Raw genomic sequence first — 18,962 nt, forward strand, 5'->3', positions numbered from 1 at the left:
CGTCACGCGACCGGCGCGGCGCGGGAGAACAGGGCGAAGAAGTTGCGCGTCGTTGCCTGCGTCAGCGCCTCGAGGGACTCGCCACGGAGATCGGCCAGGAAGCGCGCGGTATCAGCGACGAACGCTGGCTCGCAGGGCCGTCCGCGGTGCGGCACCGGCGCGAGGAAGGGCGAGTCCGTCTCGACCAGCAAGCGGTCGACCGGGATGCGCGCCGCCGTCTGCTGCAAAGCCTTGGCGTTCTTGAAGGTCACGATGCCGGAAATGCTGATGAACAGGCCGAGTTCCAGCGCGATGTCGGCAAAGGCATCGCTGGCGGTGAAGCAGTGGATCACTCCGGTGAATGTCCCCTGCCCCATCTCGTCGCGCAAGATGGCGGCAGTATCCGCCTCAGCATCGCGGGTGTGGATGATGATCGGCAGACCGGTCTCGCGCGCGGCGGCGATATGGGCGCGAAAGCTCGTCTGCTGCTGGGCGCGATCGCTATGGTCGTAATAATAATCTAGCCCGGTCTCGCCAATGCCCACGACACGGGGATTGGTCGCAGCGGCCACCAGCTTGGCGGTATCGACATGGGCGTGGCTGTCCGCCTCATGCGGATGAATGCCGACGCTCGCCCAGACGTCCGCCTCGCGTTCGGCCAGTCCGATAATCGCGGCCCACTCGCGCTCGCGGGTGGAGATGTTGAGCATCGTGCCCACCCCCGCCGCACGGGCACGGGCGAGGACGGCGGGCTGATCCTCCACCAGCCCCTCATAATTGAGGTGACAATGGCTATCGACGAGCATCAGGCCTCCGCTGCGGGGAGTTCGAGGCGGGGGAAGAGCGGCTGCTGCGCGCCGACGACATGGCCGCTCGCGCGCAGCGGCGTATACCAGTCCGTGCCGATGGCGCTGAACGTGCGCGCATCCTGGGGCAGCCCCATGCGGTCGAGCAGGTCCTCTGCGCTGCGCGGGATGACCGGCAGTGCGGAGACGGCCAGCGTCGCGATGCAGACGTAGAGCGTTGCCAGCACCGCCTCCATACGGGCCGGATCGGTCTTGCGGAGCGCCCAGGGCGCCTGCGCATCCACATAGGCATTGCAGGCATAGGCCGCGCGCAGCCAGGCCTGGATCGCCTCGTGCGGGGCGAAGCGCTCGAAAGCACCCGGAACATCCTGCGTGGCGATCTGCCGCACCTGCGCCAGCAAGGCCTCGTCATCGACATTGGGTGCCGGTGTGGGCACACGGCCTTCCAGGTTCTTGGCAATGAAGCTCAGCACGCGCTGAGCAAGATTGCCGAAGGCGTTTCCAAGCTCGGTATTCGATTTATGAACAATGGCTTCCGCGCTATAGCTGCCATCATTGCCGAAGCCGACCTCGGCCAGCAGGAAGTAGCGCAGCGGATCGACGCCGAAGGCCTCGGCCAGCTCGACCGGATCGGCAACATTCCCCAGTGACTTGGACATCTTCTCGCCGCGGTTGAGCAGGAAGCCGTGGCCGAACACCGTTTTCGGCAAAGGCAGTTTCGCGCTCATCAGGAAGGCCGGCCAGTAGACCGTGTGGAAGCGTACGATATCCTTGCCGATGATGTGGACGATGTCGCCCCCTTCCGCCCAGTAGCGCGCCATGCGTTCTGGATCAGAGGGATAGCCGCAACCTGTGAGATAGTTTGTGAGCGCATCCACCCACACATACATGACGTGATCCGGCGAGCCGGGGACCTTCACGCCCCAATCGAAGCTGGTGCGCGAGACAGACAAATCGCGCAGCCCGCCCTCGACGAAACGGAGGATCTCGTTGCGGCGGCTTTCGGGCTGAATGAAGTCCGGCTGATCGCGATACAGCGCGAGCAGGCCGTCCTGATAGGCCGAGAGGCGGAAGAACCAGCTTTCCTCGACAGTCCATTCGACCGGCGTGCCCTGCGGGGAGAGCTTTTCCCCGCCATCGCTGAGGCTTAGCTCGCTCTCATCATAATATGCCTCATCGCGGACCGAGTACCAGCCTTCATAGCGATCCAGATAAAGGTCGCCATTGTCGACCATCGCCTGCCAGATGGCCTGGCTTGCGGTATGATGGGCCGGCTCACTGGTGCGGATGAAGCGATCATAGCTAATGTTCAGAAGATCATCCATCTCCCTGAAATAGCCTGACATCTCATCGGCCAGGGCGACGGGCTCAACGCCGCGCGCACGGGCGGCCTGCGCCATTTTAAGGCCATGCTCGTCGGTGCCTGTCTGGAAGAACACGTCCCGCCCCATCATCCGGGCCGCGCGGGCGAAGGCGTCCGTCGCGATTGCTTCATAGGCATGGCCGATATGAGGGCGGCCATTGGGGTAACTGATCGCCGTGGTAATGGTTAAGGGTTTGGGCATGATGTCCTGCTGGATAAGGGCCGTCTGAGGCGCGGCTTTCGCTTGCGGCTTCTCTAGCGGGGTACAGGGAGGATGCCTAGACTCCTCTCCGACCTCCCAGCACAGCGCCGCGCGAAAAGCCGTGACCTATAGCAGCGAGCGGATCTGATCCACGCACAACACCGCAAATAACAGCGAGGCCAGGCCGAGCATCAGGTTCGACCACCAGCCCGAGCGCCATTGCGCGGGCACGGCCTTCGAATTGAGCAGCCACATGAGCGTGACGGCGAGGAAGGGCATGAAGAAGGCCCCGAACGCGCCATAAGCGATGATGAGCGCAAAAGGCTGGCCCAGAAACAGCAGGAGCATGGGCGGGAAGGTGAGCCAGAGGACATAGAAGCGGAAGGCCGGCGTCCGGTCCAGCGTCGCCGCGATGGCCGGATCATGCACGGCAGTTTCCCCTGCCCGTTCCGCCCGGATACTGCGGACGAAGTCCGCGAACAGTAGGGACACGCCTTGCCAGACGCCGAGCACCGACGAAAAGGTCGTCGCCGCGAACCCGATGAGGAACAAGGTCGCCACGGTGCGCCCGAAGCGCGCCTCCAGCACCGCGCCCAGGTCGAGCAGGCCCCGGTCGCCACCGGAAAGCGCGATCTGCGCGGTGTAGAGCAGTTCGGCACCGACGATGAGCATGGCGATCACGAAGACCCCTGTCGCGATATAGGCCACGCGATTGTCGAACCGCATCATCGGGATCCAGGGTGGGGAGCGCCAACCCTTGGCGTTGACCCAATAGCCATAGGCCGCGAGCGTGATCGTGCCGCCGACGCCGCCGATGAGGCCCAAGGTGTAAATGGCCGAGCCCTCCGGCAGCGTGGGCGCGAGGCCGATCAGTGCTGCGTCGAGATCCGGCATGACGAGGATCGCAAGCCCGACAACGACGACGAACATGACGCCGATCAGCAGCTTCATCACGGCCTCGAACACCGCATAGCGATTGAACAGGACGAACAGCGCGCCGGCGAGGCCCGAGGCCATGCCCCACGCCCAGAATGGCAATAACCCCGGGAACATCGCGGCGAGCGGCAGCGCGGTCGCGCTCATCGCCGTGCCGCCATACACGAAGCCCCAAATCAGGATGTAGATGCCGAAATACCAGCTCGTCCAATGGCCGAGCGACCGCCAGCCTTGCAGCATCGTCGATCCAGTGGCGAGATGATAGCGCCCGGTCGCCTCGGCCAGCGCGATCTTGATGATGCAGCCGATGACGGCGGCCCAGAGCAACGCATAGCCAAAGCGCGCGCCGGCAATGAGCGTGGCGACAAGATCGCCCGCGCCCACGCCGGTCGCGGCCACGACGATGCCGGGGCCGAGCCGTTTCCAGCGCTCCAGTCCGACGGGCGGGGTTTCGTCTAGCGGTGTGGAAGGCAAGTCGGGCGCATCTCGGTTTTGCCTGTGCTCGCTTGCCATCCTGTCAGTCCCCCACACTTGCCGTCCGCGAGGGGTATAGCGCGATTTTGGCGGTGTGGTGATTTTCCTGCGGAGCGAGCCGATGATGTACGCTTGGATGCGCTCCTGCGAAGGCAGGAGCCTGGGGCGGCTAGGCTCGTCGGTTTGGCCCTGGGCTCCTGCCTTCGCAGGAATTCAGAAAGGCCAGCGAGCACCTATCGCCCCGCGCGCGCCACGGTCTCGCACAGGGTGTAGACCAGCGCGCCGGGCTCGAGCTGCAGCGGGGTGACAGCGCCGGCGCCGAGACGCTGCGCTTCCTCATAGGCGGCGATGCCCGGCCCGAGGCTGGGTGCGGGCGCGCCCCGCAGACGGCGGGCAATGTAGCGCGGCACAAGATCGACAAAGGCTTCGAGGCGGGGGCGAGCCGCGACGCCCGAGAGCGCGCTCATCAGGCCGGCGCGGGCGCCCTCCCCACCGCGTCCACCCTGCGCGATGGCATCGAGCGCGCGTTCCAGCCCAGGCAGATCCAGATCGCGATTGGCGATCGCCTGCCCCGGCGATCCCTCGGCACTGGCCGCCAGCGCGGCGCGCTCAGGCTCTGGCACCTCCGGCAGCGCGGTCGCCAGCGCCTGTGCCATGCTGGCATCATCGAGCGGTGCGAAGCGCATCACCCGGCAGCGCGAGCGGATGGTGGGCAGCAGGCGACCGGGCCGATGCGCCACGAGCAGGAAGATCGCGCCCGTCGGCGGCTCTTCCAGGCTCTTGAGGAGGGCGTTGGCAGCGCCCGCCTCCAGATCATCCGCGCTGTCGATCAGCACGACACGCCGGCTGCCCATGAAGGGCGCGCTGTGCAGCAGCCGCGAAAGGCTGCGCACCTGATCGACGGTGATGTTGCGGGCGAGTGCGCCGTTGTCAGTCTTGCTGTCGCGCTCAAGTCGTTCGAGCCGCATGAAATCGGGATGGGCGCCGCCGTCGAACAGGCGCATGGCCGGGTCTGTGGGGTCCGGCGCAAGCCGATCCGACGGGACGGGACGTCCCGCCCCGCTGACCAGCAGCCGGCGGGCGAAATCATAGGCGATCCCGGCCTTGCCCAGCCCTCGCGGCCCGGCGAAGATCCAGCCATGATGCAGACGCGTCGTCGCGCTCGCCTCAATCAGCGTCGCGATCTGCTCGTCATGGCCGAGCCAGCGCGTCATGGTAGCCAGTCGGCGAGCGCGGCCAGCAGCCGGTCGCGCACCGTTTCCATCGATCCGCTGGCATCAATTTCCCGGAAACGCGCGGGTTCAGCGGCTGCGAACCGGCGGAAGGACTCGGCGACATCGCGATGAAACCCAGCATCGCGCCCGCCGATCCGATCCACCGCCCCGGCATCCCGCGCGCCGGCCCGTTCGCTGCTCTCATCGAGCGGCAGGGCGAGCAGCAGGGTGCGATCCGGCAACAGCCCGCCCGAGCCGATGCGGTGAAGGGTCAGAATGTCGTCGTCGCTCAGCGCGCCGCCCACGCCCTGATAGGCACGGCTGCTGTCCAGAAAACGGTCGCAGATCACCCATTTGCCGGCCTCCACGGCCGGCAGAATGGTGCGCTCGGCATGATCGGCCCGAGCCGCAGCGAACAGCAGCGCCTCGGCGCGCACGCTCCAGCGATCCGCCGCACCGGAGAGCAGGAGGCCGCGAATGGCCTCGGCCCCCTCGCTGCCACCGGGCTCGCGGGTCAGCACTGTCTCGATGCCGCGCGCCTCAAGCGCCTCCGCGAGCAGACGGGCCTGCGTGGACTTGCCGACGCCCTCTCCGCCTTCCAGCGTGATGAAGCGGCCGCGCGTCATGCCGGCGCTCAGCTAAAGAAGGAGAGGAAGCCGTTCCACAGGCGAGCCAAGAAGCCGCCTTCCGAGACGGCTTCCTTGGCTACGAGGGGCAAGGTCTGCGTAGTGCCGTCACCGGCATCCACCACCAGATGAGCAATCTCCTGCCCCTGCGCGATCGGCGCCTTGATCGGGCCGCGATAGACGACACGCGCTTTGATCTCGCCATTCGCCGCCGCAATCGGCACGGTCGCGACGAGATCGCGCGGCGTCACCAGATCGACCGAGCGGGCCCAGCCGCCCTGGACCTGCGCCTGCCCCAGGGTAACGCCCTTCTTGGCCAGCGGTTTGGACCGCCAGGCCTTGAAGCCCCAATCCATGAAGCGCACCGATTCCTCGACACGGCCATTGAAGCTGGTGAGGCCCGCGACGACCATCACGAGACGGCGGCCATTCTGCTGGGCCGAGCCGGTGAAGCCGTAGCCTGCCTCCTCGGTATGGCCGGTCTTGAGGCCATCCGCGCCATCCACACGCCCGAGAATCGGGTTGCGATTGGCCTGGCTGATCTCCGATCCGCCCATGGTCTGGCCCCAGGTGAAGGACTTGACCGTGTAGAACTGCTTGTAGAGGTCTGGCGTCTCTTCCAGCGTGTTGCGGGCGAGCGTCGCAAGATCGCGCGCAGTGGTGTAGGTGCGGCCTTCGTCGGGCCAACCGGTGGTGTTCGCAAAATGGCTGTTGGTCATGCCCAGCCGCTTGGCTTCGGCATTCATGAGGTCGGTGAAGGCTTCTTCCGAGCCGGCAATGCCCTCGGCCAGCACCACGCAGGCATCATTGCCCGAGAGCGTGACAATGCCGTGCAACAGGTTCTCGACCGAGACCTCCTCATTGACGGAGAGGAACATGGTCGAGCCCTGGCTGTGCCACTTGCGCCAGGTTTCCGGACGGACCGTGAACTTCTGATCGAGCCGCAGCTTGCCCTGCTTGATGAGATTGAACGCCACATGCGCGGTCATCATCTTGGCCATCGAGGCCGGCGGCATCCGCCGGTCCGCATCCTTGTCGAACAGCACCCGGCCGGACGACAGATCGACCATATAGGCCACGGAGGCCTCGGAGGTGTAGCTTGGCGTGTTCGCCTGTGCGGCGGACAGGAAGAGCGGCAGGACGAGGGCAATCGGCAGAAGTGCGCGCATGGGAAAATCCGGTCGTTGACAGGTCATCGCGCGCCCTGCGGGCATCGCGGCTTCGCTCCGTCCTTAGCCATCCGCCATGGCTCTGCCTAGCCCCGGATCAAGGCCGTACCGCATCGGCGAGCAGGCCGACGGACAGCGCGTAGAAGTTCGAGCAGTTGTAATCGAGGATCACGCGATAATTGCCGGTGAGCAGATAGGCCGTCTTGCCCGGGCCATCCGGCTCGATCAGCGTCGCCTGAATGCTGCCATCCGGCCAGGAGCCGCCCTCCGGCATGATTCCGAGCGCCTGCCACTCGCGCATCGAAAGCCAGCGACTGTGGCGACCGAACACGCGCGGGCAGCGAGTGGGATTGAGCGTGCTGGCGATCCGGCCTCGATCGAACCCGGTCGGCAAGCGCACCGCGACGCCCCAAGGCTCGCCCTTGCGCCAGCCGGCGCGCTGGAAATAATTGGCGATGGAGGCCAGCGCATCGGGCTCGCTCGACCAGATATTGGGCGTCCCGTCACCATCGGCATCCACCGCATCGCGCAGATAGACGCTGGGCAGGAACTGCGGATAGCCAAACGCGCCAGCATAGCTGCCGACCAGCCGCTCACGCGGCACGCCGCGCTGCATCATCGCCATCACGGCCAGCAGCTCCGGCTCGAACAGCGCACGCCGGCGCCCTTCATAAGCCAGCGTCGCCAGCGAGCGGAGCAGGTCGAAATCGCCGCTGATCGTGCCGTAATTCGTCTCATGGCCGTAAATCGCGACCATGATCTCTTCCGGTACGCCCGCATCGCGCTCGATCGCCACCAGCAGCGCGCGATTGGCATTATAGACCGCGCGGCCGCGGGCAATCTTCCGCGCATCGATGTGGCGCTGGCGATAGGGCTCGAAGTCGGGAATCGGGGCATTGTCGGCCGTCGGCAGATTACCGCGATCCAGCGCCGCAACACGCGGATTGAAGCTCAGCCCGGCAATTGCACGGTCGAATGTCGCATCGCTCACGCCCTGCGCCCGCGCCTTGCCCCGCAGGCTCTCCAGATAGCTCGTAAACCCGGCCGCCGTCTGCGCATCCACCGGATCATTCGACGACGGCAGCGCCTGTGCCACGGCCGGGGCGTGCGTCGCGAGGGAAAGACCAAGAGCGAGACCGCAAAGCGGCAGGAGCCGGCGGCGAAGCGAGTGCGTTGTCATCGGTGCATATTGGCAGAGTTGACGCAGGACGCGCAAGGCAAGCCTCCGCAATTGGGCGCATCGCCCCTGCGACGAACCGCCCGCGCAACAATCCCTCGCTCGCGCGGGCTTCCTTTGCCGAACAGTTTCGACTAGGGCGCGGGACAACGGACAGGTGGCCGAGTGGTTTAAGGCAGCGGTCTTGAAAACCGCCGTGGGTGGAAGCTCACCGTGGGTTCGAATCCCACCCTGTCCGCCAATTACCATTGATTGTTCGATCGCTTTTAAGATTGCGGCCGCGATCCTCATAATCGCCGCCCCGCGATTAGGGAGACCTCCCGCCTGGTGCGGTGCAGTTCGATTTCGATACACGCTTTGCGCTATCAACCGGGAGTAAAATGGTGGTGTCGTAAGGGTCTGGAGAAGTGGCAGCCTCTCAATCATTAATACTTGCCACTTGGATTTGATTGAAGGCGCGGAAACCCCAGCGATACGGCGCAATCATAGTCGACTACTGCAAGTGTTGCTGATGGCTCGCCCCCACTGTAATGATAACGGCGCGACAAAAGGGGGAGAGGAATCACATGGACTGGCGTATTCTCGCAACGTCAATATTCGCGCTTCCGCTTGTCAGCGCACCGGCAATAGCAAGCGACTGGGAAAAATTTTTCACGGCCATACCACAGGAAGGAACAATAGACGCGTCGACGGCACCTGAAGTGCTGCCCTCGTCCGGCGATGTAGACAAGGACGTCGAAGCAATGTTCCGCAGGGGGTTCGTGCCGATTGGCTACACGAGCTTCAATACGTCAAACGACAAGACGAAGGACGGCGAGCGGTTGGCGGCAAAGCTCCGTGCCCGTTACCTCATCGTTAGTACGAAGCTGGCATCCTCGCAAAGTGCTGTGCTTCCGTTGACTTTACCGAACACAACTACGTCATACACAAACGGCACGGCATCAGCTTACGGGCCGGGAGGCTATGCCCATGGAACATATTCCGGCACGACAACCACCTACGGAACGCAGACCAGCTTCATCCCATATACGATCAATCGCTTTGACAAGACAGCGATCTATTTCAAAGAAATTCCGCGCAAAGGGGCAGGGCTGAAAATTCGCGATCTCACTAATCAAGAGATGGCAGCAATCGGAACACGACACGCGGTTTTTGTGCAGTTCGTGCGAGATGGATCGCCTGCATATGAAGCCGACATTTTTCCCAGCGATATTATCACTCAGGTCAATGGCGATCCTGCCGACGTCGACCATTGGCGCTCAGCGGTAAATGGGTCGCAGCCGATGCGCTTGCGTATAATCCGAAACGGCGTGCCGAAAGACATCGTGATGACCATCCCGCCCGAATGGCAAGGGCTTCCCTAAATACGTAATATGGGCTGAAATCGAAGCACCTACTTTCATCGTCGCTTGTAATCCGCGCTTGGCCGCTACGAGCGTAATGCGCCAGCCGCTCACGTCCGCAGATCATCAATGATCTGGAACAGTAACCGGATGCGCACGGTAGCTGCGCCCTCTGTCAATCTTAACTCACGTGCGTCCCCCTTCCGGTCGCTAGTCTTTGGCGGCAATGGATCGTGCGCCACCCCGATTCCCCACATGTCCAAAAGTTCATGCAGGCGCCATGCTCCGGTTCGGTGCTGGGAGCCATAAGGGGCTTGCGATCCACGAAGGGTCGCTTGTTGAAGGAGATACCCTCATGAACCGTCGCCTGATCATTGCCGGCATGGCATCCCTCGCAGCCATTGCCACGCCAGTTGTCGCGTCGGCCAAGACGGCACCGGCGAAGGAAAGCCATCACAAGGTGGCCAAGCCCGCCAAGCCGGCCAAGAGCACGACGACTGCATCGCTCGCTGCCCCGGCCAAGAGCACGACCGACAAGAAGTGACCCCCGTCACCGGAGCCATGCCGTCCCTCCCCTTGCCCGCATGGCTCCGGTCGACCGCTTCATCGAGACAGGCATGATCCTGTCAGCAGCGGAAGCAGACCGAAGGCCGCTCAGCCTCCCACGCCGATCAGAATTTCAACCGCGAACAGACCATGGCGGCGGGTGAAACGGACCTGACCGCCATGCATGCGCGCCACAGCCGCGACGAGCGATAACCCAAGGCCTGCCCCGGCCTGCCCGCGCGCGGCATCCAGCCGACCGAAGCGCCGCAGGGCCTCTGCTTCCCGATCCGGCGCGATGCCCGACCCTTCATCGGCAAGGCCGATGATCACGTCTGCGCCCTCGCGATCCAGATACAGCGTCATCGCACCCGCGCCATATTTGAGCGCATTGTCGAGGAGGTTGGCGAGCGCCCGCCCCAGCAGTTCCCGATGGACGCTGGCCTCGACCGGCCGCTCGATTGCGATGGAAAGGCTGCGGCCTTGCTCCTCGACCAGTGGCGCGTACAAGTCTTCCAGATCGGCGAGCATCTCGCCCAGCAGCGTGGGCCGAAAGCGCTCGCGCCCGATGCCCGCTTCCGCGCGGCTGATCTCCAGCGCGGTGGTGAGCATGGCGAGCAGCTGGTCCGCCTCACGGCTGATGCCCTCGATGGCCGTGCGCATTGCCGCCGGATCGTCCGTCTCCAGCGCCCGATCGATTCGTGCGCGCAGGCGGGTCAATGGCGAGCGCAGATCGTGCGCCATGCTATCGGTGACGGTGCGCAGTTCGCCGATCAGGCTGCCGATCCTGTCCAGCATCCCATTGATCGCCTCCCCCAACCGGTCGAAGCTGTCCCCGGAACCGTGCAGCGGCACGCGCTGCTCGATATCACCCGCGCCGACGCCCTCTGCCGTCGCGGCGATGTGCCCGATCCGCCGATCGATGATCTGCACCACGAACCAGGCGCCGGCGAGGGCGAGCGGCAAGGCGAGTGCCAGCGCGGTCAGCAGGGCCTCGTGAACAGTCTGGCGGATCTGATCGCTGGCCTCGGCGCGGCGGCCGACGAGCAAGCGGCGCCCATCGCCAAGACGTGCGGCGGTGATGCCGAAGGGGGCCGGCTCTGCATCTCCGAGCCGATAAAGCTCGGCACGCGTCCAGCCCGCCTCGGCCGGGACATTGGGCGGCCAGTCCGAGAGGTTTCCAGACACTTTGCGCCCGTTACGATCCACGAGCAGAATGAGCGCGTCGTCATCTTCCGCCGTTCGCTCGGCGATTGCCCGGTTCAGCGCCTGCGCGCCTTCATCCCGGCCGATCATCAGCAGGCTGTCGCGATCCTCAACGGCGATGCTGCGGTCGGCCGCCGCGAGGTCGGCGCGCACGAATTGCGTGACCGAGGCGAGTAACGCCGCGCCGAACACCAGTTCCAGCAGCAAGATCCAGCCCATGAAGCGGACATGCGACGAGCGCAGCCAGCGCAGGCCCGCCCCGGATGCGGCACCCGGTCGACTCATTCGCCCAGCCGGTAGCCCGCGCCGCGCACGGTGTGGATCAGGGGGACATCGCCCTCAATATCGATTTTCCGGCGCAAGCGGCTGACATGCACGTCGATGACGTTGGTGCCAGGGTCGAAATGATAATCCCACACGCCTTCGAGCAGCATCGTGCGCGTGACGACCTGCCCTGCGTAGCGCATCAGATATTCGAGCAGCCGGAACTCGCGCGGCTGAAGCTCGACGCGTCGACCGCCGCGCTGCACCGTGCGCTTGAGCAGATCCATGTGGAGATCGCTGCAGGCAAGCGTCGTCTCCACCGATGTACCATGGCCGCGCTTGCGCATCAGCAGTTCCAGCCGGGCGAGCAGTTCGGCAAAGGCGAAGGGTTTGACCAGATAATCGTCGGCACCCGCCGTCAACCCCGTCACGCGGTCGTCGACGGAGCCGAGCGCAGTCAGCAGGATCACCGGTGTTTCAATGCCGGCAGCACGCAGCGCACCCAGCACGGCCATGCCATCCATGCCCGGCAGCATCCGATCGAGAATGATCGCGTCATAGCCGCCATCGGTCGCCATGAAGAGGCCGTCGCGCCCATCCGCGCTGTGATCGCCGACATGGCCATGCTCGGCCAGCCCCTTCAGGATGAACTCGGCCGTCGCACGATCATCTTCGACCAGGAGTATTTTTCTGCCCATTCCACCGTCCCTGCCGCCATCAACTGCCGCATCGCCGAGCGCGGGCCTCATATCGCACGGCGCCGTGCGCCAGCGATAGCGGAATGTCGCAATGGGCGGGATCGTCGATCATGTGCCGCGCGACGCCGAGCCTTCGCACCGCATGCCCATCCACAGCGCGCAATTGATCGCCCACCGCAATCGGCCCGCCCCCTGCCTGCCCGTCCCGCAGGCTGGTCACGACGATCCGGCCTGCCTTGTCCTCGCCCAGCGTGAACCCGGCATGCGTAGCATGGCGAGGCGCGGCGGCTGACGGTGGCACGAGATGGGAGGACAGCAAGGGCGGCGCGCCCGCCAGCGGAACGAGAAAGAAATAGAGGAGGCGGTTCGAGAGGCCCATGACATGCTGCCTAAGCCCCCGCGAATGGCGGGCGGCTGACCGCCACATGACATGAAGTTCATGAAGCGGCCACCGCGTTGACCGGCTGTCACTGCCAGAGGATACCCTCGGACGATCATGGACATGAGAGCAGCATGACGAGGCGCGGAGGATGGATGCGGAAGACGGCAATCACGCTCGTTGCCCTTATGGCGCTGGTGCTCATGGCGTTCGGCTGGTTGGGCTATTTCGGCAGCGACCCGTTCACGATTTTGCGCCCCGCCGGCTATCATCCGCGCGCCGGTGCGCCCGTGGCGGTCATCTTTTCCGGCGACATGGGCTTTCGGGTCGGCATGGGGCCAAGGATTGCGCAGCGCCTTGAAGCAGCCGGCATCCCGGTGGTTGGCGTCAACAGCCTGACCTATTATCGCAAGACCCGCACCCCATCTGAGGCTGCTGCGCTCATCACCCAGGCACTGGCGCTGGCGCGCGCCGTGAACCCGCAGGGGCGCGTGGTGCTGATCGGCCAGTCCTTTGGCGCGGATATGCTCCATGTCGGCCTCGCCAACCTGCCGCAGGCGCAGCGTCGCAATATCGCTCTGGCCGCGCTCTTCGTGCCCGGCGCGACGGTCGAGTATCGTGCATCGCCAAGCGAGGTGCTGAGCTTCTGGGAGACCGAGCATGATGCCCTGCCTACCGCGCGTACGCTCAGCTGGCTCCCCTTGCTCTGCGTCTACGGCAAGGAAGAACCGCACAGCCTCTGCCCCCAACTCCACCTGCCTAATCTGCGCATTGGTGGCCTGCCCGGTGGGCATCAGCTGAACTGGGATGTCGCGGCGGTCACGGGACTATTGTTCGACGCGATGACCTCGGCCGGGGTCAATCCTCATGGCTAAGCTGCTCGCGATAGCCGTTGCCGCCATGATCGGCGCCTTCACGCCGGCCCATGCCGAGAATGCCATTGCCGGGCATTGGATCAATCCGCGCGGCACGGTGGTCGTCACCACGGGCGATTGCGACGGCGGCCTGTGCGGCTGGGTGAGCTGGGCGAACGCGACCGCCCTTGCCGATGCCGCCGACGCTGGGGTCTCCAGGCTGATCGGGACCAAACTCCTGCAGGATTATCATGCCAAGTCACCGGGGCATTGGGCGGGCCGCGTCTATGTGCCGGACCTTGGCCGCACCTTCTCGTCCACCATCGAGCAGCTCGACCGGGATCGGGTGAAGATTTCCGGTTGCCTGATCGGCGGCTGGCTGTGCAAAAGCCAGATCTGGGTCCGCCAGGTTCAGGCCGAATAGCGCCCGATGGCCTCCGGGGGGCAGATGAAGACCATGACTCAGCGCCATCGCACGATCCTGACCATCGGCGTTGCCTTGCTGTTGGCCGTGCTCGGCTTCGTGGCGCTCAGCCACTTGCTGCGCGAGGTCCATCTGCGCGACGTGCGGGCGGCATTCCACGCCTTGCCTCCACTCGCCTTTCTGGCTGCCGCGCTCCTCACCGCGTGCAGCTATGCCGCGCTGACTATGTATGATGTGATGGCTCTGCGCACCATTGGGCGCCCCCTGCCTAACCGCACCGCCGCGATCGCCTCGTTCACCAGCTACACGCTGAGCCATAATCTCGGCCTCTCGCTGCTGACCGGCGGGTCGGCGCGATATCGGGTGTACAGCGCCGCCGGTTTGGGCGCCGGGGATATTGCCCGCGTGATCCTGATCGCCAGCCTGACCTTCTGGAGCGGTGTGTTCGTGCTCTCAGGCGCCATGCTCGCCTGGCGGCCCGAAGCGCTGGCTTTTGACGGGATGGTCGTCCCGCCTGGTGTGCTGCGTGCGATTGGGCTCGCCTTGCTGCTCGCCACCGCTGCAGGCCTCCTCTGGTCCGGACAACGAGGACGGACGTTGCACGTCCGTCGCTGGTCGCTCCCGTTGCCGCCGGCGAAGCAGATCATCGCGCTCATTGGGATCAGCGCGCTCGATCTTGCAGCGGCCAGCGCGGCGTTGTTCGTGCTCATTCCCGGCATCGAGATCAGCGCCTGGCCAGCCTTCTTCATCGGCTATACCCTGGCAATCGTCGCCGTACTCATCACCCATGTTCCGGGCGGGATTGGCGTGTTCGAGGCAATCATGCTGATTGCCTTGCCGAATGTGGACCGGCCGGAGCTGGTCGCCGCCCTGCTGGCCTATCGCCTCATCTACTATGTCGCCCCGCTGATTGTGGCGGCCATTCTGATCGTGGTGCAGGAGGGCGCGCGCTGGCATAAGCCCATCGGACGAACGCTGCGCGGCGCTCAGGTCGTCGCCTCCGGCATGGCGCCACTGATGATCTCCGCGCTGGTGTTTTTCGGCGGCACGGTGCTGCTGATCTCCGGATCGCTGCCGACCATCCCCTAGCGCGCCAACACCGTGTCCGACATTGTGCCGCTGCCGTTCGTGGAGCTTTCCCACATGGGCGGGAGCCTGATCGGCGCGGCTCTACTGGTGCTCTCCGCCGGACTTTACCGCCGCCTCGACGGGGCTTTCTGGCTTACGCGGCTGCTGCTGCTCGCCGGCGCGGTCTTCTCGATCGTGAAGGGGCTGGATTATGAGGAAGCAGGCGTCATGCTGCTCATCGCGGCCGCGCTGCAATGGTCCAAGCCCGCGTTCTACCGGCGCACACGCCTGCTGGCGGAGGCCTTCTCGCCCGGCTGGCTGGCGACGATTGCGGTGGTGGTCGGCCTGTCGATCTGGATCGGTCTATTCGCTTACCGACATGTGGATTATCAGAACGATCTGTGGTGGCGCTTTGCCGAGCGCGCCGATGCCGCGCGATTCCTGCGCGCCAGTCTTGCCGTCGCGGTGTTGCTCGTGGGCGTCGGCCTTGCCCGCCTGTTCGAGCCGGCCCGGGCCGAACGCGCCGTAGAAGCTGGGGGCGATGAGCCGTCCCCCGCCGCTCTCGCGCTGGCGGATCGGACCGACGCAAATCTTGCCTTCACCGGAGACAAGCGCTTCCTCCACTCGCAAAGCGGCCGCGCTTTTTTGATGTATCAGATCAAGGGAGCGAGTTGGATCGTGATGGGCGATCCTGTCGGCGCCGAGGACGAATGGTCGGACCTGCTCTGGGACCTGCGCGAAAAGGCGGACGCGGCGCAGGGGCGCCTGCTGCTCTACCAGATCAGCCCGGTCGCTCTGCCGACGGCCATTGAGCTGGGCCTGCGCATCACCAAATATGGCGAGGAAGCCCATGTCGACCTCGCGACATTCTCGCTCGATGGCCCCAGCGCCAAGTCGCTGCGCCATGCAGAGCGCCGGGCGACGCGCGAGGGCGCGACGTTCGAGTTCATCCCTGCCACCGATGTGCCCGCCCATATGGGCGAGCTCGAGCGCGTTTCCGATTTCTGGCTCAAGGCCAAGGGCCAGCGCGAGAAGGGCTTTAGTGTCGGCCGCTTCGACCCGGCCTATCTGGCAAGGTTCGATTGTGCCGTCGTGCGCAGTCAGGGGCAGATCGTCGCCTTCGCCAATATCTGGCCGACACAGACCCGCTCGGAACTCTCCATCGACCTCATGCGCCATGACCACGCCGCACCTTATGGCACCATGGACTTTCTGTTCATCCGCCTGATGCAATGGGGGCAGCAGCAGGGCTATCGCTGGTTCAACATCGGCATGGCGCCGCTCTCCGGCCTGGAAGCGCGCCGCCTCGCGCCTTTGTGGTCAAAGCTCGGGGCTTTTCTCTACCAGCATGGCAATGCCTTTTACGGCTTTGAGGGGCTGCGCGCCTATAAGGAGAAATTCTCGCCCAAATGGGAGCCGCGCTACATCGCCGGGCGCCAGGGCATCTCGCTCGCCCGCGCGCTGATCGACCTGCAGAGCCTCATCGGCGGCAGCCCCCAGACCTGATCCATCGTCAGCGCTTCAGGGGCGCTTGCGAGCGAGGATGATCTGCGCCAGCAACGCCGCATTGCTATCGAAATGGTGCCCGCCCGGCACGACATATTGCTGGGCCAGCCCCTGCGGGATCTTGCCGCAGGCACTCTCGTCTTCATCCTGCCCGCGCACGCACTGGACCGCCAGGCCCCGCAGCCGCGTAATCGCCGGAATGGTCGGCAGCCCGCCGTTATCGCCCACATCCAGCCAGCTGCTGAGGTGAAACTGGAAATCCGCCGTGCTGCTCAAGCCCAGCAGGGACACGCGCTCGATCTTGCTGCGGACAGCCGACGGCAGAGCATCGACCATGAACGGGAGGGCATCCGCGCCGAAGCTGTAACCGATGAGCAGAACCCGCGGACGCGCCCAACGTTCGCTGAACGTCTCGATGAGCGCCGCGAGATCGCGCCCGGTCCCGGCAGGCGTGCGCGCGGTCCAGAAATATTCGAGGCTGTCCACGCCGACCACCGGTATCCCTGCCGCAGCGAGTTGGCTCGCCACGTCGCGGTCGATGCTCGCCCAGCCGCCGTCGCCCGAATAGATGATCGCCATCAGATCGCGGTTCATCGGCGTCGGCGCCGCCTGCACCAATGTGAGCGGCATGGTGAGGTGCGGGAGCGCGCCGGCGGGAGGGCGCGGCTGGTCACGCGGCAGCAGCGCCATCGTCGCATCGCCGATGGCTTGCGGCCACGCCTGCGCGGCTGAGGGCAGCGTTCTCTGGTTCGCGCTCGGCACCGCGCGCACGAAGGATTGCGTCCGGCTGACTTGCGCCGCCGTGCCCATGACGAGCCAGGGCACGCCAATCTGCCTATTCGGCTTCAACGACCAGCGGCCGGTCTGCCCGGCTCGCGCCAAGGACGCCCCTCCGGTCGCGCACCATGGGCTGGCGCTGGTCACCTGCGGCGTGAAACCGATCGAAATCACCCCGCGGTAGGGCGCGTTTGGCCATTGCGACAGCGCGGCATAGGCCAGGGCCGCTCCCGTACCCTGGCCGATCAGCACGGGCTTGAGATAGGCCTCAATTCCCGCACGATGCTGGAGATCCTTGGAGAGATCGTTGATCGGCGCATTCAGGTTGAGGCAGCGTTGATGCCAAGCCTGAACGGTCTTGAGCAACGTAGCGGCCGAAACCGTCGCGACCAGCAACCCGCGCTCGATCAAGCCCCGCGCGATCGGGGCGGCCGTCGGCGAATCCGAAAGGAAAATCACGACACCCTGCGGCGCACCGGCCGGCCGGTCGACATGCACGGCGCCGAAGGGCGCCAGCCGATAGGATGCGCCCGGCGCGGCGGAGGGTGTGCGCCCCTGCGCAGTCGCGCTGACCGCACCCAGCAATCCCAACGCCAGAAAGCCGAGCAGTTTCTTGCGCATGTTCTACCTCGCCTTCGATCCGACCGTCGGCGACCGCGCCGCCCGATGTCTCTAGCGGGCCGGAATACTACAGCGCCCGCTGCTCTGCGAGACGCAAGGTGGGCTCGTCGCAAAAGCGATCATTCACCCCTCTTGACGTGCCCCCTGCCCCGGCCGACTAGAGCGCGGCGAGGATGGAGCAGAGCATGACCGGCAGAGCAGTTCAGATGGCGGGATGGCAGACCGAGCATGTCATCGGATTTCGCCCGACCATGTCCGCATTCCTGCTCAAATCCTTCAAGGGCTGGCTGACCCTGGCCGGATCGATCCTGCTGCTCGGGATTCCGTTTATTGCCGTGGGCGTGGTCGCGCTGCGCTATCGCATGACATGGTACGAGCTGAGCGGCGAGCGCCTGTTCATTCGGCAGGGCATCCTCGCCCGGACGGAAGAGGAGATCGAACTCTACCGCATCAAGGATGTGCGCGCGGATTTCTCCATCATTCAGCAGATGTTCGACGTCGGCAATCTGCAGATCGTCTCCTCGGACCTGACGGGCGAAGGCGTAGATCGGCGCACCGTCCTGCGCATCAGCAACCTGGAAAATGCGCGCCATATCCGCACGGAACTGCGCAACCGCGTGGAGCGCGCTCGCAGGATCAAGGGCGTGCGCGAAATCGACATGTAAGCGCACCGGGCGCGCTGCCGGACCGGCGAGAACGACGCGCACAAAAAAGCCCGGCCGTTTCCAGCCGGGCTTCCTTGAAATCGAGCGTTCGACTCAGGCGAAGCTGACAGTCGTGCGACGACGACGCATCATCGTACCAGCAATCGCAAACCCGCCGATCAGCATCATCCACGTGGCCGGCTCAGGCACCGGCGCCGCAACCGGCGAAACGCTGCCGGACAGGGCGAAGCGCGTGCCGCCATTCCACTTCACGACGGTCTCGTTCGAGAGCGCCAGCGACGTGCCATCAGCCGTGAGCGGGCTCGCGAAGACCAGCGAGATGCTCGAAATCGGCGAGAGGAACGATGCGCTCAGACCGAGGGTCGAAGACCAAGTGAAGCCAAGGGCATCCGCCAGCGTGTAGGTGTCACCCGGGAAGTTGCCGAAGAAGCCGTAATTGTTCTTCGTGGTGCTGATCGAGAAATCGAGCAGCGTCGACAGATCGTTGCTGGTGGTGAACGATCCCGTCAGTGCACCGCCGCCGACGAAGTTCACATCATCCAGCGTGAACGTGACTGCTGCAGAGGCAGGCGCTGCCGCCAGCAGCATCGCACCGAGCGACGCTGCCGCCAAAAGTGATTTACGCATGATAATCTCCCACATGTGTCGCTGCGAGTCTGCAGCTGACG

17 protein-coding genes, 1 tRNA gene and 1 pseudogene are annotated in these 18,962 nt (G+C 65.0%); 7 read left to right on the plus strand and 12 right to left on the minus strand.

The window, feature by feature from the left end:
* Positions 1 to 2: 2 nt before the first annotated feature.
* From M2342_RS10025 to M2342_RS10055, 7 genes are all read right to left on the minus strand, one after another.
* Positions 3 to 785, minus strand: a complete 783-nt coding sequence (locus M2342_RS10025) for a TatD family hydrolase (RefSeq protein ID WP_264578963.1) — start codon at positions 783 to 785, stop codon at positions 3 to 5.
* Positions 785 to 2,350 (minus strand): methionine--tRNA ligase, encoded by a 1,566-nt coding sequence (gene metG / locus M2342_RS10030; protein ID WP_264578964.1) that lies wholly within the window; start codon positions 2,348 to 2,350, stop codon positions 785 to 787. Before metG ends, M2342_RS10025 begins: the two co-directional genes overlap by 1 nt.
* Before the next feature lie 126 nt (positions 2,351 to 2,476).
* Complete coding sequence (locus M2342_RS10035; RefSeq protein WP_264578965.1) at positions 2,477 to 3,760, minus strand: Nramp family divalent metal transporter; 1,284 nt, start codon at positions 3,758 to 3,760, stop codon at positions 2,477 to 2,479.
* 233 nt (positions 3,761 to 3,993) lie between these two features.
* A complete protein-coding gene (locus M2342_RS10040; protein WP_264578966.1) occupies positions 3,994 to 4,974 on the minus strand; it encodes a DNA polymerase III subunit delta' in 981 nt (326 codons plus the stop codon).
* Positions 4,971 to 5,600: a dTMP kinase gene (gene tmk, locus M2342_RS10045; RefSeq protein ID WP_264578967.1), complete on the minus strand. Its 630-nt coding sequence runs from the start codon at positions 5,598 to 5,600 to the stop codon at positions 4,971 to 4,973. Before tmk ends, M2342_RS10040 begins: the two co-directional genes overlap by 4 nt.
* An 8-nt stretch (positions 5,601 to 5,608) precedes the next feature.
* A complete protein-coding gene (locus tag M2342_RS10050) occupies positions 5,609 to 6,769 on the minus strand; it encodes a D-alanyl-D-alanine carboxypeptidase family protein (RefSeq protein ID WP_264578968.1) in 1,161 nt (386 codons plus the stop codon).
* Between the two features lie 97 nt (positions 6,770 to 6,866).
* A complete protein-coding gene (locus M2342_RS10055) occupies positions 6,867 to 7,949 on the minus strand; it encodes a lytic transglycosylase domain-containing protein (RefSeq protein ID WP_264578969.1) in 1,083 nt (360 codons plus the stop codon).
* A 148-nt stretch (positions 7,950 to 8,097) separates the two neighbouring features.
* On the opposite strand from M2342_RS10055, the gene M2342_RS10060 reads away from it, so the two are divergent.
* From M2342_RS10060 to M2342_RS10070, 3 genes are all read left to right on the plus strand, one after another.
* A tRNA-Ser gene (locus M2342_RS10060) sits at positions 8,098 to 8,187 on the plus strand.
* 325 nt (positions 8,188 to 8,512) lie between these two features.
* Positions 8,513 to 9,310 carry a PDZ domain-containing protein gene (locus M2342_RS10065; RefSeq protein WP_264578970.1) on the plus strand — a complete coding sequence of 266 codons (798 nt, stop codon included), beginning with the start codon at positions 8,513 to 8,515 and terminating at the stop codon, positions 9,308 to 9,310.
* Between the two features lie 334 nt (positions 9,311 to 9,644).
* A complete protein-coding gene (locus tag M2342_RS10070) occupies positions 9,645 to 9,833 on the plus strand; it encodes a hypothetical protein (protein WP_264578971.1) in 189 nt (62 codons plus the stop codon).
* 110 nt (positions 9,834 to 9,943) lie between these two features.
* Here M2342_RS10070 and M2342_RS10075 read toward each other — a convergent pair whose 3' ends face one another.
* The 3 genes from M2342_RS10075 to M2342_RS10085 are packed head-to-tail and all read right to left on the minus strand — an operon-like array spanning position 9,944 to position 12,379.
* Positions 9,944 to 11,323 carry an ATP-binding protein gene (locus M2342_RS10075; RefSeq protein WP_264578972.1) on the minus strand — a complete coding sequence of 460 codons (1,380 nt, stop codon included), beginning with the start codon at positions 11,321 to 11,323 and terminating at the stop codon, positions 9,944 to 9,946.
* Positions 11,320 to 12,000, minus strand: coding sequence for a winged helix-turn-helix domain-containing protein (locus M2342_RS10080; protein ID WP_264570397.1), 681 nt, complete (start codon positions 11,998 to 12,000; stop codon positions 11,320 to 11,322). The genes M2342_RS10075 and M2342_RS10080 overlap by 4 nt, the downstream gene beginning before the upstream one ends.
* Positions 12,001 to 12,019: 19 nt before the next feature.
* Positions 12,020 to 12,379, minus strand: a complete 360-nt coding sequence (locus tag M2342_RS10085) for a PDZ domain-containing protein (protein ID WP_264578973.1) — start codon at positions 12,377 to 12,379, stop codon at positions 12,020 to 12,022.
* A gap of 155 nt (positions 12,380 to 12,534) precedes the next feature.
* On the opposite strand from M2342_RS10085, the gene M2342_RS10090 reads away from it, so the two are divergent.
* From M2342_RS10090 to mprF, 3 genes and pseudogenes are all read left to right on the plus strand, one after another.
* Positions 12,535 to 13,254 (plus strand): virulence factor, encoded by a 720-nt coding sequence (locus M2342_RS10090; protein ID WP_264578974.1) that lies wholly within the window; start codon positions 12,535 to 12,537, stop codon positions 13,252 to 13,254.
* The gene (locus M2342_RS10095; RefSeq protein WP_264575688.1) at positions 13,247 to 13,657 is read left to right on the plus strand and encodes a DUF2147 domain-containing protein; all 411 of its coding nucleotides are present in this window, start codon (positions 13,247 to 13,249) and stop codon (positions 13,655 to 13,657) included. The genes M2342_RS10090 and M2342_RS10095 overlap by 8 nt, the downstream gene beginning before the upstream one ends.
* Positions 13,658 to 13,681: 24 nt before the next feature.
* Positions 13,682 to 16,231 (plus strand): annotated as a pseudogene (gene mprF / locus M2342_RS17110) (bifunctional lysylphosphatidylglycerol flippase/synthetase MprF).
* 15 nt (positions 16,232 to 16,246) lie between these two features.
* On the opposite strand, the gene M2342_RS10110 reads toward mprF, so the two are convergent.
* On the minus strand, positions 16,247 to 17,629 hold the full coding sequence (locus M2342_RS10110) for an AcvB/VirJ family lysyl-phosphatidylglycerol hydrolase (protein WP_264578977.1): 1,383 nt from the start codon (positions 17,627 to 17,629) through the stop codon (positions 16,247 to 16,249).
* Between the two features lie 185 nt (positions 17,630 to 17,814).
* On the opposite strand from M2342_RS10110, the gene M2342_RS10115 reads away from it, so the two are divergent.
* Entirely contained in the window at positions 17,815 to 18,294 is a 480-nt protein-coding gene (locus tag M2342_RS10115) for a PH domain-containing protein (RefSeq protein ID WP_264578978.1), read from the plus strand.
* Positions 18,295 to 18,387: 93 nt separating this feature from the next.
* Here the strand turns inward: M2342_RS10115 and M2342_RS10120 are convergent, their stop codons facing one another.
* Positions 18,388 to 18,921 (minus strand): PEPxxWA-CTERM sorting domain-containing protein, encoded by a 534-nt coding sequence (locus tag M2342_RS10120; protein ID WP_264572938.1) that lies wholly within the window; start codon positions 18,919 to 18,921, stop codon positions 18,388 to 18,390.
* Between the last annotated feature and the right edge of the window lie 41 nt (positions 18,922 to 18,962).

Origin of the sequence: Sphingobium sp. B8D3A (assembly GCF_025961995.1) — a bacterium.
GTDB lineage: Bacteria > Pseudomonadota > Alphaproteobacteria > Sphingomonadales > Sphingomonadaceae > Sphingobium.

Bases quoted from the DNA above. Each gene is read 5' to 3' on its own strand.
- M2342_RS10025 (WP_264578963.1), bottom strand. From the start codon at position 785: ATGCTCGTCGATAGCCATTGTCACCTCAATTATGAGGGGCTGGTGGAG.
- metG (WP_264578964.1), bottom strand. From the start codon at position 2,350: ATGCCCAAACCCTTAACCATTACCACGGCGATCAGTTACCCCAATGGC.
- M2342_RS10040 (WP_264578966.1), bottom strand. From the start codon at position 4,974: ATGACGCGCTGGCTCGGCCATGACGAGCAGATCGCGACGCTGATTGAG.
- tmk (WP_264578967.1), bottom strand. From the start codon at position 5,600: ATGACGCGCGGCCGCTTCATCACGCTGGAAGGCGGAGAGGGCGTCGGC.
- M2342_RS10050 (WP_264578968.1), bottom strand. From the start codon at position 6,769: ATGCGCGCACTTCTGCCGATTGCCCTCGTCCTGCCGCTCTTCCTGTCC.
- M2342_RS10055 (WP_264578969.1), bottom strand. From the start codon at position 7,949: ATGACAACGCACTCGCTTCGCCGCCGGCTCCTGCCGCTTTGCGGTCTC.
- M2342_RS10065 (WP_264578970.1), top strand. From the start codon at position 8,513: ATGGACTGGCGTATTCTCGCAACGTCAATATTCGCGCTTCCGCTTGTC.
- M2342_RS10070 (WP_264578971.1), top strand. From the start codon at position 9,645: ATGAACCGTCGCCTGATCATTGCCGGCATGGCATCCCTCGCAGCCATT.
- M2342_RS10075 (WP_264578972.1), bottom strand. From the start codon at position 11,323: ATGAGTCGACCGGGTGCCGCATCCGGGGCGGGCCTGCGCTGGCTGCGC.
- M2342_RS10080 (WP_264570397.1), bottom strand. From the start codon at position 12,000: ATGGGCAGAAAAATACTCCTGGTCGAAGATGATCGTGCGACGGCCGAG.
- M2342_RS10085 (WP_264578973.1), bottom strand. From the start codon at position 12,379: ATGGGCCTCTCGAACCGCCTCCTCTATTTCTTTCTCGTTCCGCTGGCG.
- M2342_RS10090 (WP_264578974.1), top strand. From the start codon at position 12,535: ATGCGGAAGACGGCAATCACGCTCGTTGCCCTTATGGCGCTGGTGCTC.
- M2342_RS10095 (WP_264575688.1), top strand. From the start codon at position 13,247: ATGGCTAAGCTGCTCGCGATAGCCGTTGCCGCCATGATCGGCGCCTTC.
- M2342_RS10110 (WP_264578977.1), bottom strand. From the start codon at position 17,629: ATGCGCAAGAAACTGCTCGGCTTTCTGGCGTTGGGATTGCTGGGTGCG.
- M2342_RS10115 (WP_264578978.1), top strand. From the start codon at position 17,815: ATGACCGGCAGAGCAGTTCAGATGGCGGGATGGCAGACCGAGCATGTC.
- M2342_RS10120 (WP_264572938.1), bottom strand. From the start codon at position 18,921: ATGCGTAAATCACTTTTGGCGGCAGCGTCGCTCGGTGCGATGCTGCTG.